Origin of the sequence: Streptomyces angustmyceticus, assembly GCF_040701845.1 — a bacterium.
GTDB lineage: Bacteria > Actinomycetota > Actinomycetes > Streptomycetales > Streptomycetaceae > Streptomyces > Streptomyces angustmyceticus_A.
On record NZ_JBFBHQ010000006.1, the window covers coordinates 271,451 to 290,911 of the forward strand.

The following is a 19,461-nucleotide window of genomic DNA, read 5'->3' on the forward strand; positions in this document are numbered from 1 at the left end:
GCTCGATGGTGCCTGCCGTTCCTGTCGGTCCTGCTGACCCGACCGTGTTGCATCCGATGCCCGAGCAGCCGCGGGTGGTGCTGCTGAAGCCGTTGGTGACCTCGCCGTTGATCGAGGTGGGGGAGTTCACCTACTACGACGATCCGGACGATCCGACGGCGTTCGAGACCCGCAATGTGCTGTACCACTACGGCCCGGAGAAGCTGGTCATCGGGAAGTTCTGTGCGCTGGGGGAGGGGGTGCGGTTCGTGATGAACGGGGCCAACCACCGTATGGACGGGCCCTCGACGTTCCCCTTCCCGATCATGGGTGGTTCCTGGGCCGCGCACTTCGATCTGATCACCGGGCTGCCCGGCCGGGGGGACACCGTGGTCGGCAACGACGTCTGGTTCGGCTACCGGGCCATGGTGATGCCCGGGGTCCGTATCGGCCATGGCGCGGTCATCGCGTCCGGCTCCGTCGTCGTCGACGACGTCCCGGACTACGGGGTCGTCGGCGGCAACCCCGCCCGCCTGATCCGCCGTCGCTTCGACGATGCGGACATCGCCCGGCTGCTGGCGGTGGCCTGGTGGGACTGGCCGCTCGACCATCTCACCGAGCACCTTCCGGCGGTCATGTCGGGCAGCGTCGACGCGTTGGAGGCGGCCCGCCCCGGGGAGCGGTGACCGCGCCGCGGTGGCGGGCCGGGCTGTCCGCGGGCGTGCCCGGTCGGGTTCAGGGGGTCGGCAGTCCGGGCCCGGTGCAGTGGACGTCGGTGCGCGGGACGGTTCCGTCGAGCAGGTACGCGGCGGCCGTGCCGTCCACGCAGGCGTTGCCGCGGCTGGCGAACACGCCGTGGGAGTAGTCGTCGTGCAGGGAGACCAGGCGTGAGCCGGGCAGTCGCCGTTGCAGTGCCCGGGCGCCCGGGATGGGGGTGACGGGGTCGTGGGTGGAGGCGATGAGCAGGACGGGCGGTGCGTCGGGACTGCCGAGCGGTGTGCGGTGTGCGGGACGGTGGTGCCAGTAGGCGCACACCGAGGCCTCCATGCCGGTGAGCACCGGCTGTGGGTCGAGGCGGCGTATCCGACGGATGTCGGCGGTGATGCGGGCGGGTGCGGGGGCCGGTCCGTCGGCGCACTTGACGGTGCGGTTGGCGGCTTCGTAGGTGCGTGAGGCGGCGCCGTCGAAGGGCTCCGCCGGGCGCAGCGGGCCGGTGGTCGCTTCGCGCAGATACGTCCGCAGGCCGTCGGCGAGGCCCGTCCAGCGTTCGGTGCGGCCCAGCGCGCGGTACACGGCGCGGTCGAACTCCGCGGCGCCGAAGCCGTCCACGGGGTGCTTCGCGAGACCGTCCCGCACCCGCTGGTACGCGGCACGTACCGCCGTGCCGTCGGCGCCGAGCGCGAAGTGCCGGTGGTGCCGGGCGGCCCAGGCGAAGAACACCTCCCGCTGGCGGATCAGTGCCCGGCTCTGCACCAGGTCGAAGTCGTACCACGACCAGGGACCGACGACGCTGTCCAGCACCATCCGGCCGACCCGCTGCGGGAAGAGGGCGGCGTAGGCCGCGCCGAGACAGCTGCCGTACGAGACGCCGAGGAAGCCGATCCGGGGTTCGCCGAGCGCCGCGCGGAGGGCGTCCATGTCGCGCGCGGTCTCGGTCGTCGACAGGTACGGCAGGGCGTCCGCGACTTCGCGGGCGCAGTCGTCCGCGGTCCTGCGGAGGGTGTCGAGGTAGGTCTTCTCGGCGGGCCGGCTCTCCGGGACGGGGTCCGGTGCGGGCGAGTCGAAGAGGCCGCCCATCGGGCCGCAGTCCGCGGGGGCGCTCGCGCCGGTGCCGCGGGGGTCAAAGCCGATCACGTCGTAGGCACGCCGTACCCCTTCCGGCAGTTTGGCGCGCTTGGTGACGGCGTAGGGCAGGCCCGAGCCGCCGGGACCGCCCGGGTTGACCAGCAGGACGCCCCGTCGTGCGGACGCCGGTCCCGACGCACGGACCCGGGAGACCGCGATGCCGAGGTGCTTGCCGTCCGGTCGGTCCCGGTCCAACGGCACGCGCAGGCGGCCGCATTCGACGTGTGCGGGTGCGGGCGGGTCCGGCACGGAGTCCGGGCAGGGGCCGAAGCGGAGTGCGGGTGCCGGGGGAGTGGCGTGCACGGGGGCCGCGGGGAGCAGGGCGGCGGTGGCCGTCAGGGCGCAGAGCAGGCCGGTGCGGCGCAGGGCAGGAATCACGGATCTCGCCTTCGGGAGCGCGGCGCAGGCGCCGCTGAGCAGGTGGTAGCGATGAAAATGATTATCGTTTACAGTAATGGCCGGTCAAGCCCGGCGGCCCTCGTCATGCCGCCGCCGCACCGTCACCCACCGCCGCCGCCTGCGCGGACAACGCCTGCGAAGAAGGGACACCGTGGCTCATCTGCTGATGGTCGAGAGCTGGGTCGGAGCGATGAGCAGGCTGCTGCCACGCGCGATCCGCGAGGGCGGGCACGAGTTCACCTTCCTCACCCGCGACCTGCACCACTACCTGCGCACCGCCCCCGAGGGCACCGCGCACCCCCTGCTCGGCGCCCGCCACGTGCTGACCGCCGACACCAACGACCTCGCCACGCTGCTGCCGTACGTGGAGCGGCTGCAGCCGGCGCTCGGCTTCGACGGGGTGCTGACCTCCTGCGACTACTACCTCCCGACCGCCGCCCGGATCGCCGCACGCCTCGGCCTGCCCGGCCCGGCGCCCGAGGCCGTCGAGAACGCCTGCCGCAAGGACGCCACCCGGCACCTGCTCGCCGCCGCGGGGATACCCGGGCCGCGCTACGCGGTCTGCGCGGACCGCTCCGAAGCCGCCGCCGCGGCCGCGGAGATCGGCTATCCGCTGGTGCTGAAGCCGGTCGACCTGTGCGCGGGGATGTTCGTCCGGCGCGTCGACGACGAAGCGGAGCTGATCCGCGCCTGCCGTGCGCTCGACGGCTTTCCCGTCAACGCCCGCGGTCAGCGCAGGGCACCCGTGATCCTCCTCGAAGAGCTGCTCCACGGCCCCGAAGTCAGCGTCGAGACCGTCACGTTCGACGGCGGCACCGAGGTGATCGGGATGACCGACAAGAGCGTCGGCGGGGCACCGGCCTTCATCGAGACCGGCCATATGTTCCCCGCGGCGCTGCCGGCGGCCGACGCGGCGGCCGCGCAGGAGACGGCCGTGCGGGCCATCGAGGCACTCGGACTCGACGGCGTCGTCGCGCACACCGAGATCAAGCTGACGCCGGACGGACCCCGCCTGGTCGAGGTCAACCCCCGCCCTGCGGGCAACCGCATCACCGAACTGATCCGCCATGTCACCGGGATCGACACCGCCGCCGCCTGTGTGGACGTCGCCCGGGGACAGCGGCCCGACCTGCGGACACGGGAGACGGGACTGCGCAGCGCGGCCATCGGTTTCCTGGTGCCGCGGACCGCCGGCGTCCTGGAGGCGGTGGACGGCGGTGACCTCGTGGGCGCGGCGCCGGGAGTGCTGGAACTCCAGCTCGCCGAGCCCGGTACGGCCGTCAAGGAGGCCGGCAGCAACAACGCCTACCTGGGACACGTCATGGCCGGTGACCCCGAGGGCCAGGGCGCGCGCCGGCGCGTCGAAGCGTTGCTCTCCCAGCTGCGCCCGCGGGTGGTGAACCGATGAACCCGCTCGTCACCCGCGCCCCGGGCATCGACGCCCCCGCCGCCTCGTACGACGACCTCGTGGCCCGTGCCCTGGAAGGCGAGTTCGGGCCCGACCCGCGCAGCCGCCGGATTGCCGTCGCCTTCAGCACCCGGCAGGCCGTACGCCATGAGGGCCGCGGCGGCGGCTACCGCAACGAGGTGCTGAGCCTGCGGCTCGCGGCGGCGGTCGGCTCCTGCGCCGTGGAGCCCGGTGAGCTGCCGGACGCGGCGATCGAGGACTGCGTCGGCGCGGACCTCGCCCAGCTCCTGACGCACGAGCTGCGGCCGGTGCGGGTGGCCGCCCTCGACGCGTATCTGATGCACGTACGCCCGCACACGCCCGCGCACGGGGCCCGGCCCTGGTCGCTGCCCGCCGGGTCGTCGCTGCGGAAGTCGCGGGCCAGGGCACGGGCCGTCACCGGACTGGTCGATGCCGCGTCCGGCGCCCGGGTGCTCGTGGTCGGTGTGGTCAACTCGCTGCTGGAGGCGCTGCGGGAGCGCGGTCTGTCGTACGTGCCGTGCGACCTCAAGGGCGGCACGACGGAGTGGGGCGAGCCCGTACGCACCGATGCGCTCGCCGAGGTGGAGCGCTGCGACGCGGTCCTCGCCTCCGGGATGACGCTCGGCAACGGCAGCTTCGAGCCGCTGCGGGAACACGCCCTGCGCCACGGCAAGCCCCTGGTGATGTTCGCCCAGACCGGCAGCGCGGTGCTGCCGCGGTTCCTCGGCTCGGGGGTGAGCGCGGTGTGCGCGGAGCCCTACCCGTTCTTCTGGCTCGACGGCGGACCGGGGCTCATCCACCGCTACGGCACCGCGGCACCGGGAGCCGCCCGGTGACCACCGCCGTCGCACGGCCCACCGGCAACCGCGAACTCCTCGGTCTGCTCGGCCGCACCCCGCTCGCCCGCGTCACCACCGATCTGCCCTGCCCGCACCCCGGCTTCTGGGCCAAGCTCGAAGGGCTCGGCGCGGGCGGCATGAAGGCGCGTGCCGCCGTCTCGATGCTGCTCGGCGCCGAGGAACGCGGCGAACTGCGCCCCGGCGCCCCCGTCGTGGAGTCCACCTCCGGCACCCTCGGCATCGGCCTGGCCTTCGCGGGCCAGGCCCTCGGCCACCCCGTCGTCCTGGTCGGCGACACCGAACTGGAGCCCTCGATGCGCCGCCTGCTGCGCACCTACGGCGTCCGGCTCGAACTGGTCGACCGGCCCGCGGCCGAGGGCGGCTGGCAGGCCGCCCGGCTCGCCCGGCTGCGGCAACTGCTCGCCGAACTCCCCGGCGCCTACTGGCCCGACCAGTACAACAACCCCGACAACGTGGCCGGTTACGGCTCGCTCGCCGCCGAGATGGCAGCCGAACTCGACCACCTCGACGTCCTGGTGTGCAGCGTCGGTACCGGCGGCCACAGCGCCGGGGTCGTCGCCCCGCTGCGCCGGCACTGGCCGCGGCTGCGCCTGATCGGTGTGGACGCCACCGGATCGACGATCTTCGGTCAGCCCGCCAGGGCCCGGCTGATGCGGGGCCTCGGCAGCAGCATCCACCCGCGCAACGTCGCCTACGACGCGTTCGACGAGGTGCACTGGGTCGGGCCGGCCGAGTCCGCCGACGCCTGCCGCAGGCTCGCCGCCGGCAACTTCGTCAGCGGCGGCTGGAGCACCGGCGCCGTCGCCCTCGTCGCCGCATGGGCCGCCCGCGTCCATCCCGGCGCGGTGGTCGCCACGGTCTTCCCGGACGGGCCCCAGCGCTACCTGGGCAGCGTCTACGACGACGACTTCACCACCGCCCACGGCCTGGACCTGACCCGTGCCGCCACCCGGCCGGTCGAGATCCCGCACCCGCGGGCGGCGGAGGCGACCGGGTGGACACGGTGCCGGACGGTCGCCGACCCCCTCGCACCCCCGGCCGCCGACGGAGACCGCCCGGCCCCTCCCGCCGCCCCGCTCCCCGCGGCGCCCGGCCCCCGCCCCGTCCCCACCCCTCCCGCCGCGGAGTCCGCCCGAACCGCCCGCCGCACCACCCGGAAAGAAGCCCCGTGAAGGTCAGCCAGCGCACCGTACGACTCGCCCTCACCGAGCCGCTGCGCATATCCCGCTCCACGATGGCGGCCCGCGACGCCGTCTGGCTCGCCGTCGAACACCACGGCCTGCACGGTTACGGAGAAGCCGTCACCAGCACCTACTACGGCCTGGACACCGCCACCCTCGGCCGGCTGCTGAACGCGGCCGGACGCGAACTCGCCCGCTGCGCGGACCCCGAGAGCGCACTCGACGCCCTGCGCGCGGGCGACCTCCCCGCCCCCGGCACGCCCCCGGCGGTGACGGCAGCCGTGGAGTCCGCACTCCTCGACCTCGTCGGCAAGCGCGCCGGGGTCCCCGTCCACCGGCTGCTCGGCAGCACCGGGACGCCGCGCGCCGCCACCGCCCGCACCCTCGGCATCACCTCCTGCCGGGCGGCCGCGGAGCAGGCGGCCCGGCTCGCCCGGCTGGGCTTCTCCGTCCTCAAGCTCAAGGCCGGCGCCCCGGACCCCGAGGACGACCTCGACCGGGTACGGGCCGTACGCCGGGCCGCGCCGCACGCCCGGCTGCTGCTCGACCCCAACGGCGCCTGGAGCCCGGCCCTGGCACAGGACCTGCTGCCCCGCTACGCGGACCTCGGGATCGAGGCCGTCGAGCAGCCGCTCGCCCCCGGCGACCCCGAGACGCTGGCCCGGCTCGCCGCACGCTCGCCGCTGCCGGTCATCGCCGACGAGGACGCCGCCGGCCCCGACGACGCCCGGCGGCTGGCCGGCCGGGTGCACGGCATCAACGTCAAGCTCGCCAAGTGCGGCGGTGTCACCGCCGCACTGCGCATCGCCGACCTGATCGCCGGCAGTGGCACCGCGCTGATGCTCGGCTGTCTCACCGCCAGTTCCCTGGGCCTCGCCCCCGCCGTCCACCTCGCCGACCGGGCCCGCTGGACCGATCTCGACGGCCACCTGCTGCTCGCCCACGACCCCTGGACCGGCATCGGAGGCACGGACGGGACGGTGGCGGCCGGCCGGCGACCGGGGCTCGGTGTGCGGCCGGTCGGCGGGGCCGGGGCGGTCGGCGGCGTGGGGGCGGATGACGGCGTACGGACGGATGACGGCGTACGGCCGGGCGGTGGCGGCGCACCACCGCCGGGCGAGGCGGCGTCGGACGACGTGGTGCCTGGCCGCACCGCGGCCGCCGAGAAGGCGCCCGGGCCGGTCCGCGGGGCGGAGGCGGCGCAGTGAAGATCTGGCACGAGATGCGCCGGTTCCCGTTCGCCATCCGCCTGTTGCTGGTCAACCAGCTCGGCGTCAACACCGGTTTCTATCTGCTCATCCCGTACCTCGCCGTGCACCTGGGGGAGGACCTGGGAATGTCCGCCGCGGTCGTCGGCATCGTGCTCGGCGTCCGCAACCTGAGCCAGCAGGGGCTGTTCCTCATCGGCGGTTCGGCCTCCGACCGGCTGGGCGCGCGCGGCGTCATCATCGCCGGTTGCGCACTGCGCACCGTCGGGTTCGCGCTCTTCGCGCTCGGCGACGGCCTGGCCGTACTCGTCGCCGCGTCCGTCCTCAGCGGGCTCGCCGGCGCGCTGTTCAACCCCGCGGTCCGCGCCTACCTCGCGCAGGCGGCGGGCGACCGCAAGGCCGAGGCCTTCGCCCTCTTCAACGTCTTCGCGACCACCGGTGCCCTGATCGGGCCGCTGCTCGGCAGCGCCCTGCTGCTCGTCGACTTCCGGGCCGCCGCCCTCACCGCCGCCGCCCTCTTCGCGCTGCTCACCGTCGCCCAGGCCCTGGTGCTGCCTGCCTGTACGGTCGCCCCGGCCGAGAACAGCGTCCTCGGCGACTGGCGCGAAGTGCTCGGCAACCGCGTCTTCGTGGCCTTCGCCCTGGCCATGGTCGGCATGTTCACCCTGCAGAACCAGCTGTATCTGCTGCTGCCCGACGGGGCCCGGCGGGCGACCGGCTGGGACGGCGCGGCCGGCCTGGTCTTCCTCGTCGGTACCGTCGCCAACCTCTCGCTCCAGATGCGGATCACCCGGGCGCTCAAGGGGCGTGGCGACCGGGCGCGGTGGATCTGCGCCGGGCTCGTACTGATGGGACTCGCCTTCCTCCCGCCCATGGCCGTCGCCGGACCGGCTCCGCCGCCCGGCGGCCCCGGCGCCGCCGCACTGCACGCACTGCCCGTCCTGGCCGGGGCGCTGCTGCTCTACCTGGGCGTGATGATCGCCCAGCCGTTCGTGATGGAGCTGATCCCCGCCTTCGGCCGCGCCGAGCTCACCGGCACCTACTTCGGGCTCTTCTACGTGGTCTCCGGCATCGCCGCGGCGGTGGGCAACACCGTCATCGGCTGGGCCATGGACACCGGCGAGCACACCCGTACGCCGTGGCTGCCCTGGGCGTGCGCGCTGGCCTTCGGCCTCCTCTCCGCTTGCGGTGTCGGCTGGCTGCACCGCCTACGGGCCCTGCCGGGACGGATCACCGGGGAAGCGCCGACGGCCACGACGGCGGGAAGGGCGTGACACCCCCCATGGAAGCCCGGACGAACCACGAAGCCGCCTCGATCCATCACGGAGAGGCCCGGCCGCGAAACGAAGAAGCCCAGACGCGCCATGACGCATCCGAGCCGCACCACGACGCATCCCGGCCGCGCCACGAAGCACCCCGGCCGCGCCACGAAAACCTGCTGACCGACAATCCCGCGCTCTACGAGGCCCGCTTCCCCGACGACGACCGCCTGGCCGGCCGCTGGGCCGAGGACTGTCTGCGGCGGTACGGGGCGGGACACCGCGTCCTGGACATCGGCTGCGGCACCGGACGCGACGCCGCACACCTGCACGCGGCGGGCCGTACCGTCGTCGCGGCCGACCTCTCCGACACGATGCTCGCGTACGCCCGTACCCACCACCCGGGGCCGGACCATGTCCGCGCCGACCTGCGCGGCTTCGACCTCCGCACGGAGCCCTTCGACGCCGTCGTCTGCCTGGACAGCGCCCTGCTCTACTGCCACACCAACGCCGCACTCGACGGCTTCCTGGCGTCCTGCCGGCGCAGCCTCGCCCCCGGCGGGCTGCTGGTGGCCGAGATGCGCAACGGCGCCTACTTCCTCGGCCGCACCGACCTGCTCGACACCCCGGCCGTCAACGGCTTCACCTGGCGGGGCACCACCTACACCTCCACCACCACCCTGTCCCTCGACCGCGCCGCCCAACTCCTGCGCCGCACCCGCCTCTGGACCGCCGACGACGGCACCCCGCCGTACGAACAGCGCTCCGCCTGGCGGCTGCTCTTCCCCCAGGAACTGCGACACCTCCTCGCCGCGCACGGCTTCGAGACGCTCGCCCTCCACGACGGGCCGGGGCCGCGGACCGAACCGGCCTGGCAGGAGGGCCTCGGCCCGGGAGAGGACGCCGACCAGGACCGGCTCCACCTCGTCGCCCGGCTGACCGGGCACGGCTGACGCCCCGTCCGCCGCCCCCTCGACTCGTCCCACTCCCGCACACAGCAAGGAAACCGCCATGCATGACGGCCCCCTCGACGACCCCCGCTTCCCCGGCCTGCGCCGCCGCGGCTTCCTCGCCGCGGCGGGCGGTGCGGCCGGACTCGGCGCCCTGGCGCTCACCGGATGCACCGGCCCCGCCGGCAAAGCCGCCGACGGTGGCGGCACGCCGCGGCGCGGCGGGAAGCTGCGGGCCGCGTTCGCCGGGGGCGGTGCGAGCGAGACCCTCGATCCGCACCTGGCAAGCCTCTTCGTCGATGCGGCCCGGGCCAAGGCCCTGTTCGACAAGCTCGCCGACTTCGGGGCCGACCTCTCCGCCGAGCCGCGCCTCGCCGCGTCCTGGGAGCCGAACGCCCGGCTGGACCGCTGGACGGTGCGACTGCGCGAGGCGTCCTTCCACAACGGCAAGCCGGTCACCGCGCGCGACGTCCTCTACAGCTACCGCCGCATCGCCGACCCCCACAAGGCGTTCCGCGCCAAGGCCTCGCTGGAGCCCCTCGACCTCGCCGCGAGCCGCGCTCCCGACCAGCGGACCGTCGAGTTCGCGCTGAAGCGGCCGACCGCCGAATTCCCCAACCTGCTGGCCGCGTTCGGCGCCTATATCGTCCCCGACGGCGCACAGGACTTCGACCACGCGCCGGTCGGCAGCGGCCCCTTCCGCTTCGTCTCCTTCATGCCCGGCAGGTCGGCCCTCTTCCGGCGCCACGACGCCTACTGGGACGGCGCGCCCCACCTGGACGAGCTGGAGTTCCTGGTCGCCAACGAGGAGTCCGCGCGCCTCGACTCCCTGCTGGGCGGCCAGGTCGACTACGCCCATGAGCTGACGCCGACGACGGCCCGCGCACACGAGGGCAGGGGGCAGATCGAGATCGTACGGCTGCGCAACAGCGCCATGCAGTCGTTCGCGATGAAGACCGACCGGCCCCCGTTCGACGACAAGCGGGTGCGCGAGGCGTTCTTCCTCCTCGCCGACCGCAAGGAACTCGTCGACGGCGCGCTCTCCGGCGCCGGGGAGATCGGCAACGACCTGTTCGGCAAGGGCTACGAGTACTACGCGGACGGCCTGCCGCAGCGCGAACCGGACCTGGACCGGGCCCGCCACCTGCTGAAGCAGGCCGGCGCCGAGGGGCTCCGGGTCACCCTGGACACCTCCGCCGTCGCGGCCGGCTTCACGGAGGCCGCCGCCATCTTCCGGGACCAGGCCGCCAAGGCCGGAGTGCGGGTGAAGGTGGCGATGGGCAGCAAGGACAGCTACTGGCAGGACACCCTCGACTCCGGGTCGTTGTGCTGCTACCGCTCCGGAGCGATGCCCATCGAGTCGCACTTCTCCCAGCGGCTGCTGAGCGCCTCCACCACCAACGCCACCCAGTGGCGGCACAAGGACTTCGACGCGCTCTACCAGCAGGCCCAGTCCACCAACAACAGGCAGGACCGGGCCGCCGTCTACGCGCGCATGCAGCGCCGGCTGTACGCCGAGGGCGGCTTCCTGGTCTGGGGCTTCGCCGACTGGATCCTGGGCACCGCCCGCACCGTCCGCGGGGTGGCGCACCGGGCGCCCGCCAACACGCTCGACTGGGCCCGCTTCGACAAGGTGTGGCTCGCATGACCGGCCTGCGGTCGTGGCTGGTGCGCCGGCTGCTGCTCGGCGTCGTGCAGACCGTCGCGGTCGTCCTGCTGGTCTTCGCCCTCACCGAGGCGCTGCCCGGCGATGCCGCGGTGGCCCTTGCCGGTGACCAGCCCGACCCCGGACGGATCGCCGCCCTCCGCGAGACCCTGCACCTCGACCGGCCCGCCCCCGTCCGCCTGGGGGAGTGGGCGGCCGGGCTGCTGCACGCGGACCTCGGCACCTCGCTGACCTCCGGCCGCCCGGTCGCCTCCTACCTCGCCGCCGGCTTCGGGCCGACCCTGGTACTCACCGCGCTCACCCTGGTCCTGCTGGTGCCGGCGGCCGGCGGCCTCGGAGTGCTGGCCGCCCGCCACGAAGGACGGCTCGCGGACCGGCTCATCAGCGCGGTGACCCTGGCCGTGTACGCCGTGCCGGAGTTCGCCCTCGGTGTGCTGCTGGCCGCCGTGTTCGCGCTGCGCCTGGGCTGGCTGCCCCCGACCGCCGTCGGTTACGGCGACGAACTGCTCGCCCATCCCGCGGCGTTGGTGCTGCCCGTACTGGTCCTGCTGGCCCGGCCGGTGTGCTCGCTGACGCGCCTGGTCCGCGCCGGCATGATCGACGCGCTGGCCTCGCCGTACGTGGCCCAGGCCCGCCGCTACGGCATTCCCGGCGCGCGCATCCGCTACGCACACGCCCTGCCGCACGCCCTGGGACCCGCCGCCCAACAGCTCGCCCGCACCGTCGACTGGCTGCTGTGCGGCGTCATCGTCGTGGAGGCCCTCTTCGTGATCCCCGGCCTCGGCACCGTCCTGATGAACGCCGTGACGGAACGCGACATCCCCGTCCTCCAGGGCCTGGCCGTCGTCTTCGGAGGCACGGCCGTCGTCCTCAACCTGGGCGTCGACCTGGTCACTCACCGCTTCGTGCCCCGCACCGGGGAGGCGGCATGACCCCGCGGACGACCGGCGCGCGCCGGCGCTTCACCCTCGCCCTGCTGCTCCTCGCCGTACCGCTGCTGCTCGCCCTGCTCGGGCCGCTGTGCGCGGGGGAGCCGGGTCCCCGGGCCGCGTCCTTCACCACCGGCGGCGGCCACTGGGCCGGCACCGACTTCGTCGGGCGGGACGTCTGGCGGCAGGTGCTGCTCGGCGGCCGTCCCGTGGTCCTGACCGCACTCGCGGCGACGGCACTGGCCTACGCGGCGGCGCTGCCTCTGGGCCTGGCCGGCGCGCTGACCCATCGCCGGTGGCTGGAAGAGCTGTTGATGCGTCCCTTGGACGTCCTGCTCGCCGTGCCCTCGCTGCTGGTCGTCCTGCTGGTGGCGGCGGTCCTGACGCCCGGAGCCGGCGGGCTCGCGCTCCTGGTGGCGCTGGTCAGCATCCCCGATGCGGCCCGGACCGTCCGGGCCGCCGTCGCGGAGGCGGCTGCCTCGCCCGCGGTCGAGGCGCTGCGGATGCAGGGCGAGACCTGGTGGCGGATCGCCGTCGGCTACGCCGGCCGTTCGGCGTTGCGCACCCTTGCCGCCGACGCCGGGGTGCGGCTGACCGGTGTGCTCTACCTGGTGGCCACGGCCGCGTTCCTCGGCGTCGGCGCCGCACCGGACGCCGCCGACTGGGCGGTGATGGTCGACCGCAACCGGACCGGCATGTTCGTCCAGCCCTGGGCCGTCGCCCTGCCCGCCGTCCTGATCATGGCCCTGACCATGGGCGCCAACCTGCTCTGCGACGCCGCCCTCGGCCGCGGCCCCCGACGACGGCGCCCGGACCGGGCAGACCGGACCGCACGACCGGACCGCCCGGCCGGACCACTACGGCCGGACCACTCGTCAGGGCCGCCCCACCCCGCACCGCGGCCCGGACCCCTGCCCGGCCCGCGCCCCGACCACCTGCCCGCCACCGACGACGCCACGGCGGCCCCCGGGGCGGGGCGCACCGAGAAGAGCAGCCCATGAACGCAACCGACGCCGCATACGTCCAGGACCTCCGCATCGAGATCGGCGGCCGGGCCCTCGTCGACGGGGTGAGCCTCCGGGTGCCGCCCGGCAGGATCACCGCCCTGATCGGTGCCTCCGGCAGCGGCAAGACCACCACCGGACTCGCCCTGCTCGGCGAGTATCCGGCCGGCGCCGTGGTGACCGGCCAGGTGAGCGCCCCCGACGGTCTCATCGGCTACGTACCGCAGCACCCTGCCACCGTCCTCAACCCCGCCCGGCGCGTGGCCGCCCTCCTCCAGGACATCGCCCGCACCCAGGTCCGCCACCTGCCCCGCCGCGCCCGCCGCGCCGCCGTCCGGGAACGCGTACGGCGCGCGCTCGACCAGGCCCGGATACCCGACGGCGAAACCCTGCTGCGCCGCTACCCCCACCAGCTCTCCGGCGGCCAACAACAGCGCCTGGTGCTCGCCCAGGCCCTCCTGACCGGCGCCACCACCATCGTCGCGGACGAACCGACCACCGGACAGGACGCACTGACGAAGCAGCAGATCGTCCGCCAACTGGCCGCCCTGGCCCGGCAGGGCCGCGCGATCCTGCTCCTGAGCCACGACCTGGACGTGGTCCGCGCCCTGGCCGACGACGTCCACGTCCTGCGCGCCGGCCGCATCGTGGAGTCCGGCCCGCCGGAACGCCTCCGGCAGGCTCCACAACACCCCTGGACCCGCGCCCTGTTCGCCGACACCACGGCCACGGACACAGTCACAGCCACGGACCCAGCCACGGCTACGGAGAAAGCCACGGCTACGGAGAAAGCCGGGGACAGGGACACAACCGGGGGCAGGGACACAGCCCGGAACACGGACACAGGTACAGACACAAGGCCAGCCACAGCCACCGCAACGGACCCAGCCACCACCACCCCCCGCCACGCCGCCGCCCCCGAGACCTCCCCCGCCGCCCCGAACCCCGTGCTGCACGTGCGGGCCCTCACCGCCCGCCACGGCAGGGCCACCGTGCTGCACCCCGCCGACCTCCTCCTCCCGCCGGGCTGTTCGGCCCTCGTCGGCCGCTCCGGCAGCGGCAAGACCACCCTCGCCCGCTGTCTGGCCGGTCTCCACCGGACCTACGACGGAGACGTCCTGCTCGACGGGGCCGCGTTGCCCCGCAGCCTCCGTGACCGCACCCGCGCACAACTGGCGGCGGTGCAGTACGTCTTCCAGGACGCCCGCGCCGCCTTCGACGAACACCGCCCGGTCCTCGACCAGGTGAGCCGCAGCGCCGTGCGGCTGCGCCGGGCCCCGGCCCCCGAGGCGCTGGCCGAGGCCGAGCGCACCCTGAGCGCCCTCGGTCTGGACGGTGACCTCGTACGCCGCAGGCCCGGGGAGCTCTCCGGCGGCGAACTCCAGCGCGCCGCCCTGGCCCGCGCACTGCTGGCCCGTCCCAGGGTCCTGATCTGCGACGAGATCACCTCCGGCCTGGACACCGTGGCGCGCCGGACCCTGCGCACCGTCCTCGTCGGCCTCCAGCGAACCCACCCGGACCTGTCCCTGCTCCTGATCACCCATGACCGCGACACCGCGGCCCTGGCCACCCGCACCGCCGTTCTCGACAAGGGCCACCTCGTCGAACAGGGCCCGACCGGCCAACTCCTCACCGCGCCCCGGCACCCCCTCACCGCCGCGCTGCTGCGTCCCGCCCCCGAGCCGAACGAGGCGCCCAGGGCTCTTCGTTCGGACCATCCGCTCGAAGGCGGGTACTGCCGATATGTTTGATCGGACTCTCCTGATCAACCTGGCGAAGGACCACACCATGCGCAAGCTCACGTACTTCGTCGCCGCGACGGTGGACGGGTTCATCGCCTCCCCTGACCCCGAACCCGGGACGAGATCGACGAGCTCCTCGTCAAGATCAACCCCGTCGTGATCGGCTCGGGTGTCCCGCTCTTCGACTCCGCCTACTCCCCGCAGCACTACCACGCGGTCACGGGCCAGGTCTTCGGCAGCGGCGTCACGATCATGACCTACACCAAGCGCGACTGACCCGGCTGTGCACGGTCAGTTCGTCGTCGATGCGAATGTGCCGTTGGCCGGCAGGAAGGTGCACGAAGTCCCGTTGTCCAAAAGGCGATCACTCGTTTGAAGGACTTGGGCATACCGGGACGATCTCGTGACAAGTCTTCCGTCGGCCGTCGAGGACGGCCGAGCAGTCCAGATCACAGACGGAGGAAGTCGACGATGAGCTTCGTTCAGACCGGCAAGATCGATCTGAAGTCCGACAACGCGATCGAGACGAGTGGCGGCAACACCTCGACCTTCACGCGGGTCACTTTCCCCAGCCCGTTCCCGCCTGGTTCCAGCGTCGTTGTCCTCCCCCTGACCCAGACCTTCAACGGGCCGGAGACGCCGGGCATCCGCATCCATGACGTCACCAACACGGGCTTCCTCATCCGCCTGAACGAGGTGTACGCCGGCGCCGCCAAGAGCGACGGCAAGCACACCACCGAAACCATCGGCTGGCTGGCCGCGACTGTCTGATGCTCTGTGCTCCGGCCGGGTGTCGGCCACTTCCTCATGTGAAGAGCGCCCGGCCAGAGCTCTCCACTGTGCACTCGTGCCGATAGCGAGGCACGGAGCACCGCTCAATGATCCAGACGACAGACCTTAGCCGTGCGCCCCGTCCACCAGCCGCAGGGGCAGCGACTTCAGCCCGTTGATGAAGTTCGACACCAGGCGTCGCGGCTGCCCGGCGAGCGTCAGGGCCGGCAGCAGTCTGCTCGTCTCCTCGTACAGCACCCGCAGTTGCAGCCGGGCGAGGTGTGCGCCCAGGCAGACGTGCGGGCCGTCGCCGAACGAGACATGGGGGTTGGGGGAGCGGGCCGGGTCCAGACGGTGCGGGGTGGGGAAGGCCCGCTCGTCGTAGTTCGCCGAGCCGTGGAAGACGACCACTTTCTCACCGGCGCGGATGCGCTGCCCGGCCATCTCGGTGTCGCACACGGCGGTCCGGCGGAAGCTGAGCACCGGCGGATGCCAGCGCAGCAGTTCCTCCGCGCACGTCGCCGTCCCCACCGCGCCGGTGCGCAGCCCGTGGTAGGTCTCGGGGTGTCGGGCCAGGGCCAGCAGGCCGCCGGGGGCCGCGCTGCGTACGGTGTCGTTGCCCGCGATGGTCAGCAGGAAGAAGAACATCTCCAGTTCGGGCGTGGCCAGTTCGTCGTCCGCTGCCAGGACGGTCATCACGTCGTCGGCCGGATGCCGTCGTTTGTGGGCGGCCAGCTCGCGCGCGAAGGCGAACATGTCCTGCAGCATCGCCGGGGACCGCGGGTCGGCGGGCCGGCCGTCCGGTCCCGGTGCGCCCGGGCCCGACTCGTCCGGGTCCTGGTAGCCGATGACGCGCCGGGTCCAGTCCAGCAGCAGCCCGCGCTCGGTGGGCGGCACGCCGAGCAGATCGGCGAGGTTGAGCAGGGCGAAGTCGTCCGTGACGTCGGTGACCAGGTCGCGCACCTCGTTCCCGGCCCGCGCGGCGTCGACGGCCGCGGTCAGCAGGCCGTGGGCGCGCTCGCGTACGGCCGTCCCGAACCGCTCGACGCGGCGCGGGGTGAAGGCACGGCTGACCAGACGCCGCAGCCGCCCGTGGTCCGGGGGATCCTGGTTGAGCATCATGCGGCGGATGAACGGCAGATCGGCCGGGTCGGGATCGCGGATCTGGGTGGCGCCCAGATGGGAGGAGAAGGTGCCCGCGTCCTTGAGGACCCGTACGACGTCCTCGTGCCGGGTGACCGCCCAGAAGCCGGGGCCGGCGGGCCAGCCGAGCACCTCGTGCTCCTCCTGCCAGGCCACCGGGTGCCGGTCGCGCAACAGCCGGTACGCGGCGTGCGGCAGACCGTCCGCGTAGCCGCGGGGGTCGAAGACGTCCGGGACGTCCGGCCGGGCGGCGCTCCCCGTGGGCGCGGTCATCCGGCGCCGGGCCCGTCGCCGTCGCCGTCGGCGCGCAGGAAGTCCTCCACGGCCCGGATCAGCTCCAGCGGTGTTTCGTCCATGGCGTAGTGCCCCGCCGAGCTGAGCTCGACCAGCTGGCTGTTGGCGTACCACCGCATCCAGGTCGCCCGCGCCAGTTCGGCGGTCAGTGCGGGATCCAGCGCCCCGGTGACCGCCAGCGCGGGCACCGCCGCGCCCTCGACCTCGGCGGCGAACGTCTCCCCGGACCAGGAATCCAGCCAGGCCCGGAACGCCTTCGCATCGCTGCACCGCAGCGACCGCCGCACCATCCGGTCCAGCCAGGCGGCCGGTCGCTGCCCGCCGGTGGTGAGGTCGATGATGGCCCGTCGGTTCTCCGGCGTGTGCGCGGCCGAGGAGAACAGCTCCCACTGCTGCGGCGGCAGCGGCAGCCCGGAGGCGGGGACCGGCGAGATGCCCACGAGCCTGCGCACCCGCAGCGGAGCCGCGGCCAGTACCCGCTGGACGACACTGGCGCCCATCGAATGGCCGACCACCGAGAACCGTTCCCAGCCCAGCAGGTCGGCGAGCGCCAGCACATCGGCCGCGCCCTCGCCGGAGGTGTACGCGCCGGCCGCGTCCCTCGCCTCGCCGTACCCCCGTAGATCCACCAGCGCGTACTGGAAGGCGTCCTGGTCGAGGTCCGGCAGGACCGGGTCGAAGGCGGACCGGTCGGCGAACCATCCGTGGACGGCGATCACTTTGTGCGATCCCCGGCCGTGCAGGGCATGAGGCAGTACGAAGGAAGTCACGCGCACTCCAGTGTGTGACGAACTTGCCGACGGCCAACGGCCACGTCCGACCACAGTGGCCATAACCTCCCCGCCCCGCAAGGGCGCCCCGGACCCGGTACGGCCCGCCCGAGCAGGTGTTCCCGTTCTCCGGGCGCGGGAGCCGGACGGGGCGCCTCCCGCGTGCGCCACCGGGGCCGGAGACTGACCGAGCGCCCGCCCCTGCGCCGTGGTTACGATCGACAGGACAGGTGGGGGCCGTCAGCGTATGAGGTGGACGCCGTGGCCAGGCTGGTCTCCGTCAACGTGGGTCTCCCCCAGGACGTCTCCTGGCGCGGGAGGACGGTCCGCACGGGGATCTGGAAGAGCCCGGTCACCGGCCCCCGGATGGTACGGCGGCTCAACGTCGACGGTGACGGGCAGGGCGACCTCGCCGGGCACGGCGGCGAGATGCGCGCGGTGATGGTCTACCAGCTCGACTCCTACCGCTACTGGCAGCGCGAGCTGGGGCGCGACGACTTCGTCCTCGGCCAGTTCGGCGAGAACTTCACGGTCGAGGGGCTCGCCGACGACGAGGTGTGCATCGGGGACCGCTACCGGATCGGGGACGCGGTCTTCGAGGTGACCCAGCCCCGGGTGACCTGTTACCGGGTGGGCCTGCGGATGGACGACGCCCGGATGCCCGCCCTCCTGGTGTCCCACCGCCGGCCGGGCTTCTACTTCCGGGTCATCACCGAGGGGGAAGTGGAGGCCGGACAGGACATCGTCAAGATCGCCACGGGACCGGGCCGGATGACCGTCACCGAGGTGGACGGTCTGCTGTACCTGCCCGAGCACCCCCGCGACCGCCTTGAGCGGGCACTGCGCATCGACGCCCTGAGCCCGGGGTGGCAGGGCTCCTTCCAGGCCCTGCTGGACCAGGCGGCGCACGGCCCCGAGGGCACCACCGGCAATGCGGGCCTGCACGCCGAGAACGCCGGCGCCGGGCCGGCGTGGGACGGGTTCCGTCCCCTCACCGTGGCACGGGTCGCGCGGGAGAGCCGCAGCGTGGTTTCCCTCTGGCTCGCCGACCCCGACGGCAGGCCCCTGCCCGCCGCCGCACCCGGCCAGTACCTCACCGTGCGCCTGGACGCCGGAGAGGACGGACCGGAGCTGGTGCGCAGCTACTCCTTGTCCGGTCAGCCGGGCGGGGACCAGTACCGCATCAGCGTCAAACGAGAGCCGCACGGCGCCGCCAGCACCCGTATCCACTCCCGGGTCCGGGCCGGCCGGCGCCTGCAGGCCGCCGCTCCCCGTGGCACCTTCACCCTCGCCCCCGGACCGACCCCCGTGATCCTGGCCTCCGCCGGTGTGGGCGTCACACCGGTCGAGGCCATGCTGCGCGCGCTCGTGGACTCCCGGACGACGCGCCAGGTGTGGTGGCTGCACGGGGCGCGCAACGGCGACGACCATGCGTTCGCGGCGGAGAGCAGGCACCTGCTGGCCCAACTGCCCCGCAGCCACGTCCGGATCTGCTACAGCCGTCCCCGGCCCGAGGACCGGCACGGCGCCGACTACACCGACGCCGGGCACCTGTCCGCCGCGCTCGTCACCCGCATCGGCCTGCCCGCCGACGCCGACGCCTACCTCTGCGGCCCCACCGCCTTCATGAACGACCTCACCGATGCCCTGACGGCGGCCGGCCTGGGTCCCGGGCGGATCCACACGGAGGTCTTCGGCGCCGGCCCCGCGCTCACCCCCGGCATCGCCCCCACCGCGGCCCGCCCGCCCCATCCGCCCGCCGGAGCCCCCGGAACGGGGCCCGCGGTGTCGTTCGCACGCAGCGGCCTGACCGTCCCCTGGAAACCGGAGTACGGCACGCTCCTGGAGCTGGCCGAGGCCTGCGACGTGCCCGTGCGCTGGTCGTGCCGCACCGGCGTGTGCCACACCTGCGAGACCGGCCTCCTGGGCGGAAGCGTGGACTACGACCCCGACCCCGTCGGGCCGCCGGCCGGGGGCAACGCCCTGATCTGCTGCTCACGGCCCCGCGACGACGTGGTGCTTGACCTGTGAC

The 19,461-nt window shown here is 73.9% G+C and carries 16 protein-coding genes and 1 pseudogene; 14 read left to right on the plus strand and 3 right to left on the minus strand.

Annotated elements, in window-relative coordinates; translation table 11 throughout:
- Positions 1 to 5 precede the first annotated feature (5 nt).
- Positions 6 to 665 (plus strand): CatB-related O-acetyltransferase, encoded by a 660-nt coding sequence (locus AB0411_RS16765; RefSeq protein ID WP_403148721.1) that lies wholly within the window; start codon positions 6 to 8, stop codon positions 663 to 665.
- 49 nt (positions 666 to 714) lie between these two features.
- Here the strand turns inward: AB0411_RS16765 and AB0411_RS16770 are convergent, their stop codons facing one another.
- The gene (locus AB0411_RS16770) at positions 715 to 2,202 is read right to left on the minus strand and encodes an alpha/beta hydrolase (RefSeq protein WP_366418040.1); all 1,488 of its coding nucleotides are present in this window, start codon (positions 2,200 to 2,202) and stop codon (positions 715 to 717) included.
- Between the two features lie 172 nt (positions 2,203 to 2,374).
- On the opposite strand from AB0411_RS16770, the gene AB0411_RS16775 reads away from it, so the two are divergent.
- From AB0411_RS16775 to AB0411_RS16830, 12 genes and pseudogenes are all read left to right on the plus strand, one after another.
- Positions 2,375 to 3,631 carry an ATP-grasp domain-containing protein gene (locus AB0411_RS16775; protein WP_366418041.1) on the plus strand — a complete coding sequence of 419 codons (1,257 nt, stop codon included), beginning with the start codon at positions 2,375 to 2,377 and terminating at the stop codon, positions 3,629 to 3,631.
- Complete coding sequence (locus AB0411_RS16780; RefSeq protein ID WP_366418042.1) at positions 3,628 to 4,488, plus strand: Rossmann-like domain-containing protein; 861 nt, start codon at positions 3,628 to 3,630, stop codon at positions 4,486 to 4,488. Before AB0411_RS16775 ends, AB0411_RS16780 begins: the two co-directional genes overlap by 4 nt.
- Entirely contained in the window at positions 4,485 to 5,684 is a 1,200-nt protein-coding gene (locus AB0411_RS16785; protein WP_366418043.1) for a PLP-dependent cysteine synthase family protein, read from the plus strand. The genes AB0411_RS16780 and AB0411_RS16785 overlap by 4 nt, the downstream gene beginning before the upstream one ends.
- Positions 5,681 to 6,901, plus strand: coding sequence for a mandelate racemase/muconate lactonizing enzyme family protein (locus AB0411_RS16790; RefSeq protein ID WP_366418044.1), 1,221 nt, complete (start codon positions 5,681 to 5,683; stop codon positions 6,899 to 6,901). Before AB0411_RS16785 ends, AB0411_RS16790 begins: the two co-directional genes overlap by 4 nt.
- Positions 6,898 to 8,175 carry an MFS transporter gene (locus AB0411_RS16795; protein ID WP_366418045.1) on the plus strand — a complete coding sequence of 426 codons (1,278 nt, stop codon included), beginning with the start codon at positions 6,898 to 6,900 and terminating at the stop codon, positions 8,173 to 8,175. The genes AB0411_RS16790 and AB0411_RS16795 overlap by 4 nt, the downstream gene beginning before the upstream one ends.
- Positions 8,176 to 8,183: 8 nt before the next feature.
- On the plus strand, positions 8,184 to 9,113 hold the full coding sequence (locus tag AB0411_RS16800; RefSeq protein ID WP_366418046.1) for a class I SAM-dependent DNA methyltransferase: 930 nt from the start codon (positions 8,184 to 8,186) through the stop codon (positions 9,111 to 9,113).
- Between the two features lie 58 nt (positions 9,114 to 9,171).
- Complete coding sequence (locus AB0411_RS16805; RefSeq protein ID WP_366418047.1) at positions 9,172 to 10,758, plus strand: ABC transporter substrate-binding protein; 1,587 nt, start codon at positions 9,172 to 9,174, stop codon at positions 10,756 to 10,758.
- Complete coding sequence (locus AB0411_RS16810; protein ID WP_366418048.1) at positions 10,755 to 11,708, plus strand: ABC transporter permease; 954 nt, start codon at positions 10,755 to 10,757, stop codon at positions 11,706 to 11,708. Before AB0411_RS16805 ends, AB0411_RS16810 begins: the two co-directional genes overlap by 4 nt.
- Positions 11,705 to 12,517 (plus strand): annotated as a pseudogene (locus AB0411_RS16815) (ABC transporter permease subunit); the annotation flags it as partial. The gene AB0411_RS16810 and the pseudogene AB0411_RS16815, both read left to right, overlap by 4 nt.
- 185 nt (positions 12,518 to 12,702) lie before the next feature.
- Positions 12,703 to 14,460, plus strand: a complete 1,758-nt coding sequence (locus tag AB0411_RS16820) for an ABC transporter ATP-binding protein (RefSeq protein WP_366418050.1) — start codon at positions 12,703 to 12,705, stop codon at positions 14,458 to 14,460.
- Positions 14,453 to 14,611 (plus strand): hypothetical protein, encoded by a 159-nt coding sequence (locus AB0411_RS16825; RefSeq protein WP_366418051.1) that lies wholly within the window; start codon positions 14,453 to 14,455, stop codon positions 14,609 to 14,611. Before AB0411_RS16820 ends, AB0411_RS16825 begins: the two co-directional genes overlap by 8 nt.
- A gap of 311 nt (positions 14,612 to 14,922) precedes the next feature.
- Entirely contained in the window at positions 14,923 to 15,222 is a 300-nt protein-coding gene (locus AB0411_RS16830) for a hypothetical protein (protein ID WP_366418052.1), read from the plus strand.
- 126 nt (positions 15,223 to 15,348) lie between these two features.
- Here AB0411_RS16830 and AB0411_RS16835 read toward each other — a convergent pair whose 3' ends face one another.
- Both AB0411_RS16835 and AB0411_RS16840 read right to left on the minus strand, forming a co-directional pair.
- Entirely contained in the window at positions 15,349 to 16,638 is a 1,290-nt protein-coding gene (locus AB0411_RS16835) for a cytochrome P450 (RefSeq protein WP_366418053.1), read from the minus strand.
- Positions 16,635 to 17,429 carry an alpha/beta fold hydrolase gene (locus AB0411_RS16840; RefSeq protein WP_366418054.1) on the minus strand — a complete coding sequence of 265 codons (795 nt, stop codon included), beginning with the start codon at positions 17,427 to 17,429 and terminating at the stop codon, positions 16,635 to 16,637. The genes AB0411_RS16835 and AB0411_RS16840 overlap by 4 nt, the downstream gene beginning before the upstream one ends.
- 261 nt (positions 17,430 to 17,690) lie before the next feature.
- Here AB0411_RS16840 and AB0411_RS16845 point away from each other — a divergent pair, with 261 nt between their 5' ends.
- Positions 17,691 to 19,460: an MOSC and FAD-binding oxidoreductase domain-containing protein gene (locus AB0411_RS16845; protein WP_366418055.1), complete on the plus strand. Its 1,770-nt coding sequence runs from the start codon at positions 17,691 to 17,693 to the stop codon at positions 19,458 to 19,460.
- The last annotated feature ends 1 nt before the right edge of the window (position 19,461 follow it).